The sequence below is a fragment of the Paenibacillus sp. R-74696 genome (assembly GCF_055814915.1).
Map to the genome: position 1 here is coordinate 240,769 of NZ_JBPULM010000025.1, position 18,178 is coordinate 258,946.

At 50.6% G+C, this 18,178-nt stretch carries 11 protein-coding genes; 2 read left to right on the forward strand and 9 right to left on the reverse strand.

The annotated features are described in order from the left end of the window. Position 1 precedes the first annotated feature (1 nt). The 3 genes from ACSR9A_RS08420 to ACSR9A_RS08430 are packed head-to-tail and all read right to left on the reverse strand — an operon-like array spanning position 2 to position 2,805. Positions 2–319, reverse strand: coding sequence for a hypothetical protein (locus ACSR9A_RS08420; RefSeq protein ID WP_046232147.1), 318 nt, complete (start codon positions 317–319; stop codon positions 2–4). A gap of 41 nt (positions 320–360) precedes the next feature. Next, the gene (locus ACSR9A_RS08425; protein ID WP_473756654.1) at positions 361–1,473 is read right to left on the reverse strand and encodes a D-alanine--D-alanine ligase; all 1,113 of its coding nucleotides are present in this window, start codon (positions 1,471–1,473) and stop codon (positions 361–363) included. Positions 1,474–1,506: 33 nt separating this feature from the next. Beyond that, positions 1,507–2,805 carry an amidase domain-containing protein gene (locus tag ACSR9A_RS08430; protein WP_473756656.1) on the reverse strand — a complete coding sequence of 433 codons (1,299 nt, stop codon included), beginning with the start codon at positions 2,803–2,805 and terminating at the stop codon, positions 1,507–1,509. Positions 2,806–3,285: 480 nt separating this feature from the next. Between ACSR9A_RS08430 and acnA the strand changes: the two genes are divergently transcribed. Continuing rightward, positions 3,286–5,997, forward strand: coding sequence for an aconitate hydratase AcnA (acnA, locus tag ACSR9A_RS08435; protein WP_473756658.1), 2,712 nt, complete (start codon positions 3,286–3,288; stop codon positions 5,995–5,997). A 179-nt stretch (positions 5,998–6,176) separates the two neighbouring features. On the opposite strand, the gene ACSR9A_RS08440 is transcribed toward acnA, so the two are convergent. The 3 genes from ACSR9A_RS08440 to ACSR9A_RS08450 form a co-directional block, all read right to left on the reverse strand. Next, positions 6,177–6,887 (reverse strand): DUF421 domain-containing protein, encoded by a 711-nt coding sequence (locus tag ACSR9A_RS08440; protein ID WP_473756660.1) that lies wholly within the window; start codon positions 6,885–6,887, stop codon positions 6,177–6,179. 167 nt (positions 6,888–7,054) lie between these two features. Next, entirely contained in the window at positions 7,055–7,408 is a 354-nt protein-coding gene (locus ACSR9A_RS08445; RefSeq protein WP_473756662.1) for a DUF4358 domain-containing protein, read from the reverse strand. Between the two features lie 476 nt (positions 7,409–7,884). Continuing rightward, the gene (locus ACSR9A_RS08450) at positions 7,885–8,631 is read right to left on the reverse strand and encodes an IclR family transcriptional regulator (RefSeq protein ID WP_473756664.1); all 747 of its coding nucleotides are present in this window, start codon (positions 8,629–8,631) and stop codon (positions 7,885–7,887) included. Between the two features lie 345 nt (positions 8,632–8,976). Between ACSR9A_RS08450 and ACSR9A_RS08455 the strand changes: the two genes are divergently transcribed. Continuing rightward, the gene (locus ACSR9A_RS08455) at positions 8,977–9,927 is read left to right on the forward strand and encodes an alpha/beta hydrolase (RefSeq protein WP_473756666.1); all 951 of its coding nucleotides are present in this window, start codon (positions 8,977–8,979) and stop codon (positions 9,925–9,927) included. 100 nt (positions 9,928–10,027) lie between these two features. Here ACSR9A_RS08455 and ACSR9A_RS08460 read toward each other — a convergent pair whose 3' ends face one another. The 3 genes from ACSR9A_RS08460 to ACSR9A_RS08470 all read right to left on the reverse strand — a co-directional run bounded on the left by ACSR9A_RS08460 (position 10,028) and on the right by ACSR9A_RS08470 (position 17,829). Further along, on the reverse strand, positions 10,028–11,662 hold the full coding sequence (locus ACSR9A_RS08460) for a response regulator transcription factor (protein WP_473756668.1): 1,635 nt from the start codon (positions 11,660–11,662) through the stop codon (positions 10,028–10,030). A 261-nt stretch (positions 11,663–11,923) separates the two neighbouring features. Further along, a complete protein-coding gene (locus tag ACSR9A_RS08465; protein WP_473756671.1) occupies positions 11,924–15,196 on the reverse strand; it encodes a glycoside hydrolase family 48 protein in 3,273 nt (1,090 codons plus the stop codon). A 44-nt stretch (positions 15,197–15,240) separates the two neighbouring features. Then, a complete protein-coding gene (locus ACSR9A_RS08470; protein WP_473756811.1) occupies positions 15,241–17,829 on the reverse strand; it encodes a glycoside hydrolase family 9 protein in 2,589 nt (862 codons plus the stop codon). Positions 17,830–18,178: the final 349 nt, after the last annotated feature.

Here is an 18,178-nt window from a genome sequence, read left to right on the forward strand (position 1 = left end):
GCTATTCACGCTCGCCAAAAAACATTTCGTAAGCTAGTGCAGTCTGCACTTTAGCCTCTTCCTCTGTCAGCTTTCTCACAAGCTCCATCTCCACTTCAGTCACTTCTTCACCTTGAAAATTAATTTCAGCGATCGAAGCGAGGATGCGGACTATGGCAATAGCCTCATTGTTCGTCGTATACGCAATTACCTTCTGGCCCGTAGGGTATACGCGAAATCCGCTCTTTACCATCTTGCCCTTGCCGTATTCAAGCAATTCATGAAGCTCCTGCTCCGACTTGAATTTGCATACAGAATTAAACTCGGTTGAAAATCCCATGATCTCCCTCCTTTCTTTAGAGTGATTCCCCTGAAGCTTTATTACGCTTCGCTTGCTCCGAAATTGATTTTTTGCTTCTCGCCATGCCGTCTTAGAGCCAGCTCAATCAACTTATCCAGCAGCTCGCGGTAAGGCATGCCTGTTTCTTTCCACATAAGCGGGTACATGCTGAAAGGCGTAAAGCCCGGCAGCGTATTAACCTCGTTAATAAACAGCTGGCCGTCCGACCTGCGCATGAAGAAATCTACGCGGGAAAGGCCTGATCCATCAATGGACAGAAAGGCGCGAATTGCCATATCCCGAACCGTCTCTGAAATTTCCTCCGAAAGCTCCGCTGGAATTTGCATGACCGATTTGCCATCTACATATTTTGCCTTATAGTCGTAAAATTCATTAGAAGCAATAACCTCGCCCGGCACAGAAGCTTTAGGCTCGTCATTTCCAAGCACCGCAACTTCGATTTCTCTCGCATCGACAAATTCCTCAACGATCACTTTACGGTCATACTTGAAGGCATAATTGACTGCCGCCATCAGCTCCTCGCGGTTGCGCGCCTTGGAAATGCCGACACTGGAGCCCAGATTAGCTGGCTTAACAAAGCATGGGTAGCCGAGGGCTACTTCACATTCCATTACAAAAAAGGCAGCATCCTTCTCCCACTGCGTACGGTTGAAGTAACGGAACACGCATTGCGGCAGACCTTCCTGCGCAAATACTTTTTTCATCGTCACCTTGTCCATGCCTACTGCTGATGCCAGTACGCCTGCGCCAACATACGGAATGTTTGCCATTTCGAACAAGCCTTGAATCGTGCCATCCTCGCCAAATGTGCCATGCAGCAGCGGGAATACGACATCAATAGCCGTTGCTCCAGCTGCTGCTGCAACTGATGTATCTAAACCGGCAAACAGCGGAGCAAGCGGGAAGCCCGCTCCGGAAGCGCCTGCTGCAAGGCGCAGCTCGCTGGCGGTTTGCGGCTTGCTTCCAAGCTTGCCGCCAACTCTCCACTCGCCCTGCTTAGTAATATAGAAGGGGGTAATTGCGTATTTATCGTAATCAAATTCTCCCATTACTGCGAACGCGGTCTGCAGCGAAACTTCATGCTCGCCTGATTTTCCTCCATATACAAGTGCTACGTTTACTTTCGTCCCCATCGCATATCCTCCGGTAAAATAATAAATAATAACTTATAATTGATCCTCAATATGAAAAAAACGGTACCTGGTCTGTTCCGTCCAGGCATAAGAATCGCGGTAGTCCCAGTAGCGATGACGGCTAGGCACAGTATTCGCATTAACAAGCGGCATACCCGCTGCATCGAAAGCTGTTACGATCGTGCTGTGCTGAAAACGGTTGTCGCCGTTCCAGTCATAAGTGATGACATCGCCAAGCTGGAGCTCTTCAGCCGAGTCAACGACTCTGGCCCGAAGACCTGACTGCCGGGGAGTGGATAAATAGTTTGTCAGCGCATTTGACACCGACCAGCTGTAGCTCCACCATTCCCTGCCTCCGTTACGGCCTTTATACCACCAGCCGCTGCCCCTGTTACCAGTATAATTCATCGGAGCATTGCCTGCAAAGACCGACTGGGAGATGTAGTTCGTGCAGTTGACCTCGAACTCCTCATATGCAGGGTTTGGTTCATTCCACCAACGGTCGGCGTAAGCGGCGGCCAAATCGCGCCGATACAGTGCGCGGACGGCTTGGGGTTGGAAGGCCGCAAACAGGTCATAATTTAAGTAGGGCACGGAGCGAAGCCGGAATTGCTCCTCTTCTAGCTGCTGCTCTTCCTCTCCAGCCAGTTGTTGATCCTGAAAAGAAAGCTCGAAGCGTGGCCGCCGTTCCGCAATGATCGGCTCAATGCGAACGATATGCCAGCGTTCGCCAGCAGCGGCCAGCCATAGCCGCTCCACTTCTTTCCGTTCTTCTATATAACGCATTCCTCTATGCTCAATCTGCCGCTTAATATGCAGCCGAATGAGCACGGATGCTTCGGCCCCAGACTCCTGCACCCTGACAAGCTCCGCCTTCGTCTCGCTGCGCGAGGGCAGGACGCCGCGCAGCAAATCCCGCTCGCGCAGCCGATTCAGTCGTCCGCGAAGCCTGCCGCAATGTTCCTTGTCTGCGACGAAGCCGTCTACCGCTGCCGCATGCTGCTCGGTTTCCGCCTGATTATACAGGCTTACATACTGATGCACAGCAGGCTTCCAGCCCCGGGCTTCCTCCCCGGAAAGCGGCGGAGAATCGCCTGAACGCATTAGCGAGGTCATGGAAGACGCAGCCATTCGCGGTTGCTCAGCAGCGGCTGGCTCCGGCTTTTGCCGCTTGTGCTGCTTCGCTCCGCCATTCGTCGTTCCCGCTTGAGCATGCTGCTGCGCGGGCCGCAGAGCGGGCCGCTTCTGAGAGGCGGACAGGTTCAGCAGCGGCTGCCGCTCCTGCTTGCCTGCACGGCGGCTTGCCATTTGTTTGTCTGATCGCAAGGACATCGGCTTTCCCTCCTAAAAGCAAGCTTTTAATCCGCACGTGCTGCGACGGGCGCCAGGCAAGGGTGCGGAGCGCCTAATCCTTTTATTTATATGTTCACATCTCTCCAAACATGAAGCTCTGCCAAAAGCTCGCATAATAATCCATTATTAGGATAAAACAAGCGATGCCGATAGATGTTACATTCGTCCATCAGCCTAAATGCCTAAAATGGGCGCCAATATTCGCGAAAGCGGGTACAATTGGACTTTACGAGAGCCCCTATTTAGCGATATACTAGAGGCATAGCAAATTTGAAATCGTGTTTCACAGAGCGAAACACATCCCGAGCGTAAACGGTTGAAGCCATCCTTTGGTGGCAATGCTACCGTTTCGCGTAGAAATATAGAGAATGTATGGAAACATCATATACCTTCCTATATTTTAAAGAATGTTACCTTTTCTTTTACAAAAGTAAAGCCATCTAAGGAGGAACTTGAACCATGTCTCATCAAAATCATTACTCCGTTCGCACCTCGCTTGACGTAAACGGCAAATCCTTTGCGTATTACCGTTTGTCCGGCCTGGAAGAACAAGGCCTTGGAAAAATTTCCAAGCTTCCTTACTCCATCAAAGTATTGCTCGAGGCTGCTGTACGTCAATTCGACGGCCGCGCTATTACGCCTGAGCATGTTAAACAACTGACAACATGGGCAGATGGACGCGAGGACAAAGAAATTCCGTTTATTCCTGCTCGTATCGTTTTGCAGGATTTCACTGGCGTTCCCGTCGTAGTCGATCTGGCAGCTATGCGTGATACGGTTAAACGTGCAGGCGGCGACCCTAAAAAAATCAATCCGCTCGTTCCGGTTGACCTCGTAATCGACCACTCGATCATGGTTGATGCATTCGGCAACGCGGACGCGCTTGAATACAACACCAAGGTAGAATTTGAGCGCAATGAAGAGCGCTACCGCTTCCTGCGCTGGGCACAAACGGCGTTCGATAACTTCCGTGCTGTACCGCCGGGAACAGGTATCGTTCACCAAGTTAACCTCGAGTACCTTGCATCTGTTGCTGCTACAAAAGTCATCGATGGCGAAACGGTTGTTTTCCCGGATTCCCTCGTTGGTACGGATTCCCATACAACCATGATCAACGGTCTTGGCGTAGTCGGCTGGGGCGTTGGCGGTATCGAGGCTGAAGCAGGTATGCTGGGCCAACCGCTTTATTTTGTAACACCTGAAGTTATCGGCTTCAAATTGACAGGCAGCTTGGCAGAAGGCGCTACGGCGACTGACCTTGCCCTGACCGTTACGCAAATTCTTCGTAAAAAAGGCGTTGTCGGCAAATTCGTCGAGTATTTCGGTCCAGGCCTGTCCAACATCAGCCTTGCTGACCGTGCAACAGTTGCCAACATGGCACCAGAGTACGGCGCAACTGTGGGCTTCTTCCCAGTCGACAGCGAGACGCTTAACTTCATGCGTGCAACTGGCCGTACAGAAGAGCAGATCGCTCTGGTTGAAGCTTACTACAAAGCACAAGACATGTTCCGCACAGATGAGACGCCAGATCCTGTCTTCTCCGATGTGATTGAGCTTGATATGTCGACTGTTGTTCCTTCCCTTGCTGGTCCTAAGCGTCCTCAAGACCGCGTTGAGCTGACAGCAATGAAAGAAGAGTTCAACAACATCATCCGCACGCCGATCGATAAAGGCGGATACGGCATGACGGATGAGAAGATCGAAGAGTTCGTTGACGTGAAGCACCCGAACGACCAAGCAAGCAAAATGGGCACTGGCGCGGTTGTTATTGCAGCTATCACAAGCTGTACGAACACCTCTAACCCAAGCGTTATGCTGGGTGCGGGCCTAGTTGCGAAGAAAGCGGTAGCTCTCGGACTAACCAAGCCTGCTTATGTAAAAAGCTCCCTGACGCCGGGCTCGCTCGTAGTTACGGAATATTTGAAGAAAGCAAACCTGCTGGAATCGTTGGAAGCACTTGGTTTCCACGTGGCTGGTTACGGCTGCGCTACTTGTATCGGCAACTCCGGTCCGCTTCCTGATGAAGTAGGCCAAGCTATTGCTGACAATGATATGACGGTAGCGGCTGTATTGTCCGGTAACCGTAACTTTGAAGGCCGTGTTCATGCTCAGGTGAAAGCGAACTACTTGGCTTCTCCTCCGCTTGTTGTTGCATATGCGCTTGCAGGAACGGTTAACATTGACCTTTCCAAAGATGCAATCGGCTATGACAAAGACAACAACCCAGTTTACCTGAAGGACATTTGGCCAACTTCGAAAGAAATTCAGGAAGCAACTGCGGCTGCGCTTAATCCGCAAATGTTCCGTGATAAATATGAAAATGTATTTACGCAAAATGATCGTTGGAATGCAATCGACGTACCAGAAGGCGAAAGCTACGAGTGGGATCCAAAATCCACTTACATTCAAAATCCGCCGTTCTTTGAAAACCTTGGTACGGAGCTTAACGACATTGCCGACATCCATTCTGCAAATGTGCTTGCGCTTATGGGCGACTCGGTTACAACTGACCATATCTCCCCTGCCGGCAACATCAAAGCAGATAGCCCAGGCGGCGAATATTTGATCGAAAATGGCGTAAAAAGAGAAGATTTCAACTCGTACGGCTCGCGTCGTGGTAACCACGAAGTCATGATGCGCGGTACATTCGCCAACATCCGTATCCGCAACCAAGTGGCTCCGGGCACTGAGGGCGGCGTAACGACTTACCTGCCTACTGACGAAGTAATGTCGATCTACGATGCTTCCATGAAGTATCAAAAATCCGGCAAAAACCTTGTCGTTATCGCTGGTAAAGAATACGGCACAGGCAGCTCCCGTGACTGGGCGGCAAAAGGTACTTTCCTGCTCGGCGTAAAAGCCGTTATTGCTGAAAGCTTCGAGCGTATTCACCGTTCCAACTTGGTCGGCATGGGCGTACTTCCACTGCAATTCCAAGAAGGCCATGGCTGGAAAACGCTTGGTATTACTGGCCGTGAAACGTTCGATATTACTGGACTGTCCAACAATGTGACAGCGGGCGAGTCCGTTACTGTAACGGCAACCCGTGAAGACGGAACTGCATTTGACTTCCAAGCTATCGTTCGTCTGGACTCCATGGTTGATGTAGACTACTATCGTAATGGCGGTATTCTGCAAACCGTGCTTCGTCAAATGATTGCTAACATGTAATAAGCTAACTTTCAGCTTGATTCGCAGAAATTAAGAAAAGCAGCAATTCTCCCGTTATTGGAGAATCGCTGCTTTTTATTTTGGGGCTAGGGGAAACTATCCAATCTCATGCTTCACCCTTCCCCAGCCAAATGGTCAAAGCTTGCTCCCCATTCGCTGTCTGCCCCCGAGTCTCTTTGCTACTCCTGATCCAGCGGCTGCTCAATACCATCCTCATAGAAATCGAAGGCCAGCTGCTGCTGCGTGCCTCTTACCGCATAGAACACTTCGGCCAGCGTTTTCCCCTTATGCTTCTGCCTCAGCGCATGCTCCAGCCACTCACGGGTCAGCCCGTGCAGCTTCAGATTATCCTCCATCACCGCGCCGTCCATAATAAGCTCTACGGGAAAAGCCTGCGCTAGCTGCGGCAGCCCCATATCCTGCTTCGTGACAAGCCGGTACGCATCCTTTTTCAGAATAGAGATTCTTCCATTGTCTTCGAGCAAGGCATACTCCACCTCTTCGATATTGAAAACGCCCCTTTCCCTTAGCGCTTGGTTCAGCGAATCCAGCGTATAGCGAATTTTCTGCATGTTGGCTTCCATGACTTTACCGTTTTCTATCAGTACGGTGGGAGAGCCTGAGATCCAGCTGCGCATTTTTCGGCTTTTGAGAGCGAGCAGAGAAAGCAGAAAAGACATAGCTGTAATCACAATCAGAGACAGCACGATGTAGGAGGGCTTCAGGGTGGCATTAAACGCCAAGTTCGCCGCCAGGGAGCCCAGCGTAATGCTCGTTACAAAATCGTTAAACGTCATATTCGAAAGAGTCTGCTTGCCTAGAATGCGGGGAATGAGCAGCAGCAGTCCCACTGCAAGAATGGTCCGGATCAAAATTTCCACATACGTCATTTACAACCCTCCTCCCCCTATTATTCCCGATGTCAGCAGAAAATAATGTGTTAGACTGCCCCTACAAATTGAAACAGCGACAGCCAAGGACGAGAAAATAAAGTCCTAGACTGTCGCTGTTTTTGAACTAACGTTACCCGTTTGTACAATGTTTTTAGGTTGAGCAATCATGCTCTCTTATCATAATTGATTTTATCAAGATATGATTCAACAAGTTGTTTGCCACTTCCAGTGCTGTCGCTGATTGTTAAAATTACATAGTTTCTTGTTCTGTGGATGTAATATCCTCGCAGGCGTTCATATTCTTCTGCATTTTCCGATTGATATTTGTTCATAAGCTCATTGTAATAGGAGCTTATCGCACTTTGAATATTGTCGGCACTTTGTGGGCCATTCGCTTCGATAATTGCAAATTCTCTGGCGGTGCCATCTGTGCTAACGAACACTTTCGCGCTGGAAACATCTGAGACGGTTACGCCGCTGTAATGTTGCTTGATATTGGAAATATCAAGTTCTTTCATGTCTTTGTAATAAACCGATGACGTCAGCATAAACTCGGAAAACTTATTGATATTAATTTTTGTTATGGGTTGCATCAGGACGTAAATACTTGTTAGGACAATCACTACAGCTACTAGGGCAAAAACGAGTTTTTTCTTTGATATAGTTTTTATGAAGTTCTCCTCCTTGTTGAAATTAAGCTAACATATGACATATAAGAACAATTCTTAGGTCTTACTCTGATGATTTTACACCTGTTGATGCTATGATCCTCGATACCTTTTATTCGCTGTTTATTGGTTACAATCCTTCCTAGAGCATTAAACTATACTACCCTCCAGCTTAATGGGACGTTATTAGTCCAACACTTTATTTTCTTTCGACATCCGAACAGCATAAAAAAAGCAGCGCCCACTTCACTTATTCTCAAGTGAAGCGGGCGCTGCTTTTCTATTCATGCGTTCAACATACAAGCATGCAGCTGCCTTGCTGACCGCTATTTCATCATCGTGCTCATCCGCTTGGACGCTTCCAGCAAAATAGGAGCGGCATCCCGCATTTTATCCATCGTCATGCGGCTTGCCGGACCGGATACAGATAAGGCAGCGACAAGCTTGCCTTCTCGTCCAAATATCGGAGCGGAAAATGCAGCTGCACCCGGCTCCCGCTCCTCAAAGCTCGTCGCATAGCCCTGCTCCGTAATGTCTGCGAGCTGCATCTTATATTGATCCAGATCAATCGTAAACAGCCATGATGGATCGCCAAAAATCTCTTCCCGCACGAGCGGATCGGCATAAGCGATCAGTACCTTGCTTGATGCCCCTGCGTAAAGCGGCAGCCTCGCTCCGATTGGCGCTACCCGGCGCACGGGCTGATTGCTCTGCACCGCCTGAATGCGAATCCGCTCCGAGCCATCGCGCACGTAAATGCTGACGGTCTCGCCCAGCTTATCGCGCAGACGCTCCATCTCCGGCTGCCAAATGACCGCTGGATCATCCGTCCGGGATAAATGTGCGGACAGCTCCCACACCCGCATGCCCAGTCGGTAGCGCTCCGTCACCAGGTCACGCTCTATAAAGCCTTTATCTTCAAGGGTGGCCAGCATCCGATGGACAGTGCTCTTATGGAGCCCTGTCCGCTCGGCGATTTCCGTCATAACCAGATCCTTTCCCGCTGTAAAACATAACAAAATATCCAGCGCTCGTTCGACTGCGCGTACGGTTGATTTCCCTTCCTCCGCCATGATGTGCCACACCTCCCTCGTTTCATTAAGTGAAACTCATTCTCACACAGTATAACTCATGAAAGGCTTAATCGTAAAGAAAAGTTCACTTGATTACAGAAGCATTACAACACCTTAACAATACGTCGACATCAATTGACAGGCACTCCCGCTCCGCATACGATTAAAGTACTAGAAATGAGAAGCGTTTACATGGTTCGAGAGGAGGAGAAGAAGGGTATGAGCACAACTATGATGACATCTGTTTCAATGGAGGGAACCTTCCCCCAGGGACTGCATCCCTTTCCTTCTCTGGATAAGCTCCAACTGCCACGCCCGAGCGCAAAAACCAGGAGGTTGCACGCATTGGTTGCTCTTATTGCCTCACTGCTAGCTCTTTGCATGATCGTTGTTGTTATCTTCCATGCCTACGTGGCTTGGATGCTCGCCTATCCCTACGTCGCACCGCTTACTTCCAATCCGAAGGCTGCCATCGGACTTGATTACGAGGATGTGCTCATTCCGAGCATTAGCGGCAAAACCAACGTCAGCGGCTGGTACGTGCCTGCCTACAGCGATGATTCTAACAGTGAACCTGCTACTCGCACGATCGTGTTCAGCCACGGCTACGGCGCGAACCGTGAAGAGACATGGGTACCGATGTATGATTTAACGAAGCTGCTTAATGGCCTTCATTATAATGTTATGCTTTTTGATTATGGCTACGCCTCTGCTGCTGACAAAACGGCAGCAACCGGCGGTTTGGAAGAATCCCAGCAATTGCTAGCCGCCGTACAATATGTGAAGGAGCAGGGCTCCAAGGAAGTGATCGTATGGGGCTTCTCCATGGGGGCAGGAACCGCACTGCAAGCTGCGCTGCAATCCAAGGATATTAACGGCATGATCCTTGACAGTCTGTTCGTGCCAAGCGCTGATTCGCTGTTCAACAATGTCAGCCAGGTAGTCAGCTTGCCTCGTTTCCCATCTGAAACCTTGATCGGGGCGCTGCTTCCCCTCTGGACAGGAGTAGGCATCGACTCCGTACCCGCTGAGCAAATGATGAATACGAGCTACGATATTCCGATTTATATTATTCATGGCACGCAGGATGTGAAGTCGCCCTATACGACGGCGGAGCATATTGCAGACAAACAGACGAATCCATTGTCCCGCTCGTGGATTGTGCAGCAGGGACAGCATGAAATGCTATTCCGCGAGCATCCGAGCGAATACATTCAGCGCGCTGCGCTTTTCCTAAGCCAGGTTAATCAGCAGGTGCTCGCTGCTAAAGCTGATCCGGCAGCAGCCAGCGCTTAAACAAAGCGGCATGCCGCATCGCAAATGCCCCGCATACTGGAGCTTTTCCAGCAGCGGGGCATTTTTTCTCACAACTTCTACTATGAACCGTTAGCGCGGCTTAAATCCCCGCTTCACCCTTGTAGCGTTTGCGAAACTCAATCGGCGAATACCCTTCCTGCTTTTTAAACAGCCGTGAAAAATAGGAAAAATTGCTATAGCCCGTAATTTCGGCCACATCGCTCACCTTAAGATCCGATTCACTGAGCAGCTTCTTCGCGTATTCCATACGCTGGCTTAGGATATAATCCGTTAGAGACGAGCCTGTCTCCTTTTTGAACAATCGGGATAAATACGCAGGGTTAAAATGCAGCAGCGAGGCGATTTCCTCCCGGCTGACCTCCTCTGACATTCGCGACTTTACATATTGCTCGATTTGCTCTACGACAGTCGGCTCGCTTTCCTTCTGACTCGCCGCATGCTCAAGCGCCATCTCAATGACCTGCCTCGTCCACAAGCGCAAATGGGCAAGCGACTTTGTGCACGGCGCACTCCCCTCCCGTTTAACGCTGATCGCGTCAATAACATATCCGATTGAAATACCACTTTGATTAAATGATTGATAGAGCGAAGATAGCAAATGATAATAGAGCGCTTTCAAATCTTCTTTGGAAAGTGGATATTCCCTGTCATAGGAAGCGAACCATTCATCGACTGACTGATACAGCTCCGCATGGCGGCCCTTCTGCAGCAGCAAGGCAATTTCCGCCGGCCACTCCTTGCGCCCAAGCAGCTGCTCCGGCATCTGATGCGCTTGCTCGCCCTCAACCCATACGTCCTTCATATCGCCCGCGCACTGCCGCTCCAGTTTAAGCAAAGAGGCGCTGTGACTCCCGAGCGTACAGAGAGCTCCCGGCAAGCTGATATAGCATTTCACACGGCTGTAAAAATAAACCCCGCAATCTTCGACCAGCCCCAAGCATCTTCTACGCAGCTCGGCAATGCTTCTCCCCTGCTCCTGCGCGTGGTAGACGACGATAAACAGCTCGCCATTGCGGCTCTTGAGAACGGCGCCCGGCCAATTTTCCAAAACGGTTTCCTCTGCACGGTTCATAACCGCGTACTCTAAAATTTCTTCATCCTTTATGCCAAAGCGCGCCTTCCAGCCGGAGATGCTGACGAGCACGAGCATAAACTCGCCGCTATCTGCTGCATCCGGCTCCATCAATGAAAGCTGGCTAAGCAGCGCTTCATTATTAGGCATTTTCCCAGCAGGATAAAGCACATCGTTCCAGAAGCGCTCGACAAGCTCCTGCTTGTGATGGCGCAGCACCTTTTCAAACTTGCCCATCCGCCGTTTCAGCAAATTATGCTCCCGATCCTGTTCCAGCTTGCGCAGCGAACGAGCTACCGTTTCCAGCAGCAGCTCATGTCTGACAGGCTTAAGCATATAATCGAAGCAGCCTGCACGCAGCGCCGCCTGAACATATTCGAAGCGGTCATGCCCCGTAACAAAAATGACGCTGGCCGAAAATTGCTCCTGGTTTAGCCATTCGAGCAGCTCCAGCCCATTTTCACCCGGCATTTCAATATCGCAGATGACCACATCAATCCGCTGGGTGCAAAAAATAAGTCGCGCCTCCTCTACATCCATCGCTCCATACACATCACTTATTCCTAACGAATTCCAATTTATCGTCTCCATGATACTTTTCAAAGCATAAGCTTCATCATCTACCACGAGAAGGCGATACATAATTAGCACCCTCCTTTGCGCTTTGAAATGTTTATTTCAGCGGCCTGGTTCGCACAAGCCGTCTATCGCTTGAATGCATCGCTTCCTTCCAGATGTTTTCCAATTTAATCTTATCAAATTATGGATATTAAAACAATATTTTCTCCCTTCCTGATGAGGTTTCCCATAAAGAAAAAGAGGGCCGCGCAAGGCATATTCACCCAGCACGACTCCTCTTCCCCTAATACTAACTGTTAGCTTGCTTAGGCGCTGCTGTATTTTCTAAGGCTCAATGCCCCATACAAGCGTGCCGTTTTGGTAAAGCGTCACTTTATTCCAATCGACGAGCGAGGTTTTAGTCGCATCGAAGGAATAGTCATTGGCCTCATTCAAGTTGGACCAATCATTTTTGGAGACGCGCGTCTGAATTTGGCCGCTCGTTCCGCCCCCTGCAATGGAGCCTGCTGCAGCTGTGAAGCTGATTTCCACATACGTATCAGCTGTTGCAGTTGGCGAGCTCATTGTCACGAAGGAGGCCTGCACATTGCTGCTGCCCACTTGTGCATAGTCACTCCAGAAGCTGTGCTGCTGCGTGCCATCCGCCGTGAAGTAGTAGCGGATTTTCAGCGTGCTCAAGTCTACAGCTGTCGTGCCATCGTTCAAAATATTAAAGTGCGCCATCATCGCATTGTTCGTTGCATTCGTATCTGCCGCTCTATACTGGACCTTGAGATTGCCGCCAACTGGTGGCGCGACAGGCGTTACGGCTACCGTATTGGAAAGCGTTGTGCCAGCAGCATTTTCAGCGACAATTCGGTACGTATAAATGGTTCCATTCACAGCAGTAGCATCCGTATACGCCGTTGTTGTCAGGCCAGTTGCTACAGGGGCAAACACGCCGCCTCCCGAGGAACGCTCAACATTATAGAAGTCCGCTCCACTTGCTGCTGTCCAGGAAAGTGCCGCTGACGCATTGCCTGCGGTTCCCGTCAAGGCGAATGCTCCAGGTACGACCGCGCCCGGTGCCTGAGGCGTTACCGTCACCTGTGCCGAATTAACGGATTCCCCTACTGCATTGACGGCACTCACCACATAATAGTAGGTTGTGCCATTCGTGACACTCGTATCGCTGTAGCTTGTGCCGCTAACTGCAGTCGCTACCGTCGTGTATGGTCCGCCAGTTGTCGCAGCACGCTTCACATTATAGCTTGTTGCGCCCGGCGTCGTGCTCCAGCTCAGGCTGGCCTGTGCATTTCCAGCTGTTCCTGTCAGTGTCGCCGGAGCGCCAGGAACGGTTGGAGCTGCCGGTGTGCCCAGCAAACGGTCATACTCAGCATAAGCTGTTGCAATATCTACCTGCGACCAGAAACGGTGGTACTTAAACGTCGGTACGCCATTATCCCATGTTTGCGTCGTATTGTTCCACGACGTGTTGTACAAATTGGACAAGTACGACCATTGCGGATCCTGCTGGATCAGCGGACGCAAATCAGCATAGCCGATATAGACGCCATTGCCGCCTTTCGCCGGATCGGAGGCTACTGCACCGCTGCCTGGAAGCGCGTTGCCTTGGCCAAACGTACCCGTCCAGCCGCTTGGGAAGTAAATTTCCTTCGTGAAGAAGCGGTTGTAATCTCCGCGTTGCTCTTCTGTGACGATACCAACGCCATCGTTGTAGGTCCAAGCCGTGTCAAGAAGCTTGGCAGCCATTTCCTTCGCTTCGGATCCAAGCGGAGTCAGGCTTCCCGTCTCAGCCTGCGTACCCGCTGCGAAGAACGCAAGTGCTTTAACGTAAGTGCCGAGCGCGCCAACGTCCTGGCTCGGATTGATCGTAGTCGCATGGTAGGTCGGGTTGCCTGTATAGGAGCCGAAGCCATTCCATGTGTCCGGCTGGCCATTCCACTCTTGGCCTCCAGGAATCCAGAACTCGCCTGGTGCAGCTACAGTCGCTACGTTCACATTGCTGCCGCCCAGTATACGCTGGCCTTGCGCATTCAAATAGTAGCCGTCAGCATCAGTTACCGGACGCTCATCGACGAATACATAATCCAGCGTCCAATCCACCCACTTCTCGATGACGGTTTTAGCCATTTGGAAGTTTTCCGAGCTAAGGTCGCCATTTTCAGCCAAAATGTAATACAGCTCAGCTACACGCTCAAGCGGCCATACTTGGAAGCCAAACCAAGTGTTCGAATCCGGATCATGATAAACCGGAGCCTCATCATAGGCCATGCCGTAGAATTTGCTCACGCCTGCCGGATAAGCGGAATATTGGCCATTCCAGCTGTTCGTTGCGCCGCCGCCCATTGCGCCTTCAGACGATTGCAGCCATGTATAAAACTCGAGCTGGCGTTTAAGAGATGCGTTCCAGTCCGTCTGCGCCGTCGCGGACGTTGGGATAAGTCCGCCATCCTGGGACGATAGTGCATATGCGGCAACCGGGTTTTGGTAGGCCTGATGCGCGTGGCTTGCGCCGATACGCCAAGCCCAATTTCCAGAACCTTGCTCCAAGCCACCACCCCACGACGTATACCATGCCATCAAATAGGAGCTGGAATCTTTGCCCGTTCCCGGAGTTGGCGCACCGCCGCTTGCGCTTCCAATTTTTTGGAAGTATTTATCGTACATGCCGTAACGGAGATAATCGCCCATCTTTTTCGCTTTATTCAAGTAAGCCGTATTGTTATAGCCCAGCTCCTTCGCCCAGTACATCACTTGTACAGCACGGCCGTCCGCATCCGTCGCATTCGTATAGCGCCACTGCTTCGCAGGCGCCTGATTTTCCTTCGTGTAGAGGGACATAAAGCCTTCGCCTGTTTTGCCAAAGGTGTGATTGTCCTGAGAAGGATGCGGGATCGCCTCCCACACCGACTCCTGCTCGCCGCGCTGGAATGTATTAACGTAAGTAGACGTATGTGTTGGGTTAAGAAGATTTCCATAATTATACCAGTTGTCAACGTCAATCAGCCAATGCATCAAATAAGTCTGGTTGTTGCCGTACGTCGCTTTCAGCTCGGCATCAAGCGGGTCTTTTCCCGCTGCATATTTGCCGGAAAGCTGCACCGGATATTGATCCGGGAATGGCTTTTCATCCGCATACGTCGCTGGGCTATTCGGATTGTAGTAGCTCATTGTCGGCTGTTCTTCCTTGCCGTCTCCTTCATTAACCGGAATGATGTACTTCTCCATATTGTCCCAGGCCGCTTCCAAATGGCTCCAGTCCTGCGTATAGTGACCATACAGTGTCTCCAGCCACAGCCAGTAGCTGTAAGCCTCGGAAGTACTCATATGACCGTAATCCGGCGCTTCGCTGATCAGCGTCTCAATGGAGTGATAAGGAATGCCTTCCGGTGAAAAATAACCGTTCGACGGATTTTTGATCTGGTCGTACATTTGCAGGAAGCGCGACTCCTCAATGCTGACTGCCGCCGCAGCAGCCACGGATACTTTTGGAGTAGATCCCCAAAGTCCGGTGGACAGCGTGACGAGCAGCGTTGTAGACAAGACGAGTCCCGTCACTTTTTTCGAAGCTTTCAATGTGAAAATCGGTTTCATTTGATTTTACCTCCCCAATTTGGAATAACGGCTAGCGACTAATACTAAGGTTCGATTCCCCATACGAGCGTTCCATTCTGGTAAAGCGTCACCTTGCTCCAATCGACGAATGATGTATTTGTTGCATCGAATGAATAATCATTCGCCTCGTTCAGATTCGACCAGTCTGTTTTGGAAATACGGCCTTGAATTTGACCGCTGCTGCCGCCTGCGCTAATCGAGCCTGCAGCTGTCGTAAAGCTGAGCTCCAAATACGTATCTGCCGTTGCAGCCTGCGAGCTCATTGTCACGAAAGCAGCCTGCACATTGCTGCTGCCGATCTGGGCATAATCGCTCCAGAACTGATGCGACTGCGTGCCATCAGCTGTGAAGTAATAGCGAAGCTTAAGCGTATTCATAGCTACAGCGCTTGAACCGTTGTTGAAAATTTCAAACTGCGGCATCATCGCATTGTTCGTTGCATTCGTATCCGCTGCTCGGTATTGCACCTTCAGGCCGCCTGCCGGAGTTGGCGTCGGCTGTAGAGTCGGCGTTGGACTTGGCGTCGTTGTTGGTGTTGGTGTTGGTGTTGGCGTCGTCGACGGTGTCGGTGTAGGACTCGGCGTTGTTGTTGGTGTCGGTGTCGGTGTTGGTGTCGGTGTCGGCGTAGCAGAAGGCGTTGGCGTCGGTGTGACACCGCCTCCATCCGGCGTCTGACCGAACACGAGCGCTCCAGCATCGTAGACCGGAATTTTAGCTGTCTTTACTATCTGGCTTGATGAAAGCCCTGCATACGAATAATCATTAGCCGGGTTCCATGCCCCTTGAGGACCGGAAATACGGAACTGAATTTCCTTGCGGAAATGCGGTTGTCCGCCTGGGTAGATTTTCGTGCCTGTAAAGTCTGCCAGCACATAATAAATATGGTTTGCCTCGTCAAATGGCTTCAAGCTAACCGCTGCGCCTTGATTATAGTTGGCAGCAACACTTACGTTAGCTGCGGTGTAGCCGGCCGCATATACCTCACTTAAATCAATGAAGTAGCGGAAGGACAATTTGTCGCCCATGCGGGCAGGCCATGCCGATTGATTATTTATGAATGCTTTAATTTCAGTAAAATTTGAGCTAGATTGGTTCACTTGCGCTTCCACAAACATTTCATCGGCCTTCGTTTCGGCCGGAGGGAAGTTCGCAAGCGGCTGCTGGCCTACGCCGTACAGCAGGTTCATTTTTGCAAGCGAAGCCGTAAAGCCTGCGTTGTAATCCGTCGCCACCTCATTGCTGACGTAGTCGTTTATCGAATCGGTGTATTGATCCGATGCATTCGGTCCGCCTACCAATGCGCCATAAAGCGTATGGCGGTGCGAGGTCGGATTGCTCAGGCTGTCCGTCCACGAGCTGTGTGACGTACGATGATGCGGGTGCTCTGGTGCGTTGACGCCATATCCGACCACGTAGCTGCTGTTACGCGGATTGTCGCCGAGCATATATTTAATCTGGCTAACGGCAAAATCGTTATAGCGCGCTTTTTTGACCGGGTCCGCTACAAAATCGGAATATACAAATGCAAGGAAAGAAGCATTCGCCGCATAACGCAGGGAGCCCCATGAATCCAGCCATGCCAGGCCGCCCGGCGAATACGTAATTCGCGATCCGTTTGCTCCAACGGTCCAATAGTTCAAATTGCGCTCAGTCGAGGCGATAAAATCACTGGCCTCAGGCCTCCCAAGCTCTGATGTAATCCGGGCGAGGAGCAATTGGGCGCCATAACGTTTGTCATCCCAGCCGATTGTCCATTTGTAAGCCCAAGTGTTGCTTGAGCTGTCCGTGTCCCAGTCATAAGCAGATTGAATAGCTTTATTCAAATAAGTGTTATCCTCTGTTGCCATATACAGCCAAGTCGCTGCCCAGGTTAGCTCATCTGTATAACCGCTCCACGAATTGTAGAAGGAAGCAACATCGGTAATACAATCCGAATATTTGCCCCGGTATGTGTCCGCAAAATTGTATAGCTCTTTCGCATGCTGGAGCAACAGTGCGGAATAAGCCGGATCTGATGCTTTAAACACGATAGATGAGGAAGCGAGCGCCGCCGCCGTCTCTCCTGCCAAGTCCGAGCCACGGCATGTTTCCGTGATTTTGAAAGAAGGACGAGCCATTTGCATCACTTCCGCAGGTCCCCACCAAGCATGATCTGCGTTGCCGCCTCCAACCTGCCCCCAAAGCTCATTAGGCGCAGTATGCGCTCTAACAAAATAATCGGTGGCCCATTTCAAATTATCCAAAATCTCGTTCAATTGGCCAGCCTGCTCATAGCCTTCCTTATATTCATAAACCGACCAAGCCAGCATCGTTGCTGAAAAAGCCATCGGAAGCCCAAATTTCACATGGTCCCCAGCATCATACCAGCCGCCTGTTAAATCGACGCCATGATCAGCTCCGTCGAGCAAACCGGAATCGCCACGCCATTCGACACGGTTCGTGTCAGGAAGCGCCCCTGAACGCTGAGTTTCGTAAAAATAAATCGCTTTCTGCAATGCCTCTGCATAATTATAATTACCTGCCGCCTGAACGCTCGAGACTGGCTGCAATGGCAAACTGCCTAATAGCAGTGCGATTGCAAGTGTCTGAATGAGCACCCATTTGATCCGCATTTTGCGGTTTTTACTCAAAACCAACAACTCCTCTCATCATTTTCACTGCCATGTGCTTCGTATTGGCCTTGTCTTTGTTCTATCCTCCCTTCTGCTTCTATTCCGTCGCCCTCCCCACTGTATAAACTAATACGAGGGTCTATTACCATTTTATAGGATCGATTTCAGATGGCACTAGTCCTTTAAATGACTTCTTTACTGTCACTTTAATGACTTTTTTGGCGTTTTTTTCGTACAACCCCTACCTAAGTCCTTCCTTTTTTGAGGAGAATAGTTCAAATGGTTTCAGCATTTGGGACGATTTCAGCTCACCGCTTGTCATACTTAACACACAAGCGTAAACGGCTGA

What these genes read in the sequence shown, in the direction of transcription:
- ACSR9A_RS08420 (WP_046232147.1), bottom strand. Translation starts at nt 319, where the DNA reads ATGGGATTTTCAACCGAGTTTAATTCTGTATGCAAATTCAAGTCGGAG.
- ACSR9A_RS08425 (WP_473756654.1), bottom strand. Translation starts at nt 1,473, where the DNA reads ATGGGGACGAAAGTAAACGTAGCACTTGTATATGGAGGAAAATCAGGC.
- ACSR9A_RS08430 (WP_473756656.1), bottom strand. Translation starts at nt 2,805, where the DNA reads ATGTCCTTGCGATCAGACAAACAAATGGCAAGCCGCCGTGCAGGCAAG.
- acnA (WP_473756658.1), top strand. Translation starts at nt 3,286, where the DNA reads ATGTCTCATCAAAATCATTACTCCGTTCGCACCTCGCTTGACGTAAAC.
- ACSR9A_RS08440 (WP_473756660.1), bottom strand. Translation starts at nt 6,887, where the DNA reads ATGACGTATGTGGAAATTTTGATCCGGACCATTCTTGCAGTGGGACTG.
- ACSR9A_RS08445 (WP_473756662.1), bottom strand. Translation starts at nt 7,408, where the DNA reads ATGAAAGAACTTGATATTTCCAATATCAAGCAACATTACAGCGGCGTA.
- ACSR9A_RS08450 (WP_473756664.1), bottom strand. Translation starts at nt 8,631, where the DNA reads ATGGCGGAGGAAGGGAAATCAACCGTACGCGCAGTCGAACGAGCGCTG.
- ACSR9A_RS08460 (WP_473756668.1), bottom strand. Translation starts at nt 11,662, where the DNA reads ATGTATCGCCTTCTCGTGGTAGATGATGAAGCTTATGCTTTGAAAAGT.
- ACSR9A_RS08465 (WP_473756671.1), bottom strand. Translation starts at nt 15,196, where the DNA reads ATGAAACCGATTTTCACATTGAAAGCTTCGAAAAAAGTGACGGGACTC.
- ACSR9A_RS08470 (WP_473756811.1), bottom strand. Translation starts at nt 17,829, where the DNA reads ATGCGGATCAAATGGGTGCTCATTCAGACACTTGCAATCGCACTGCTA.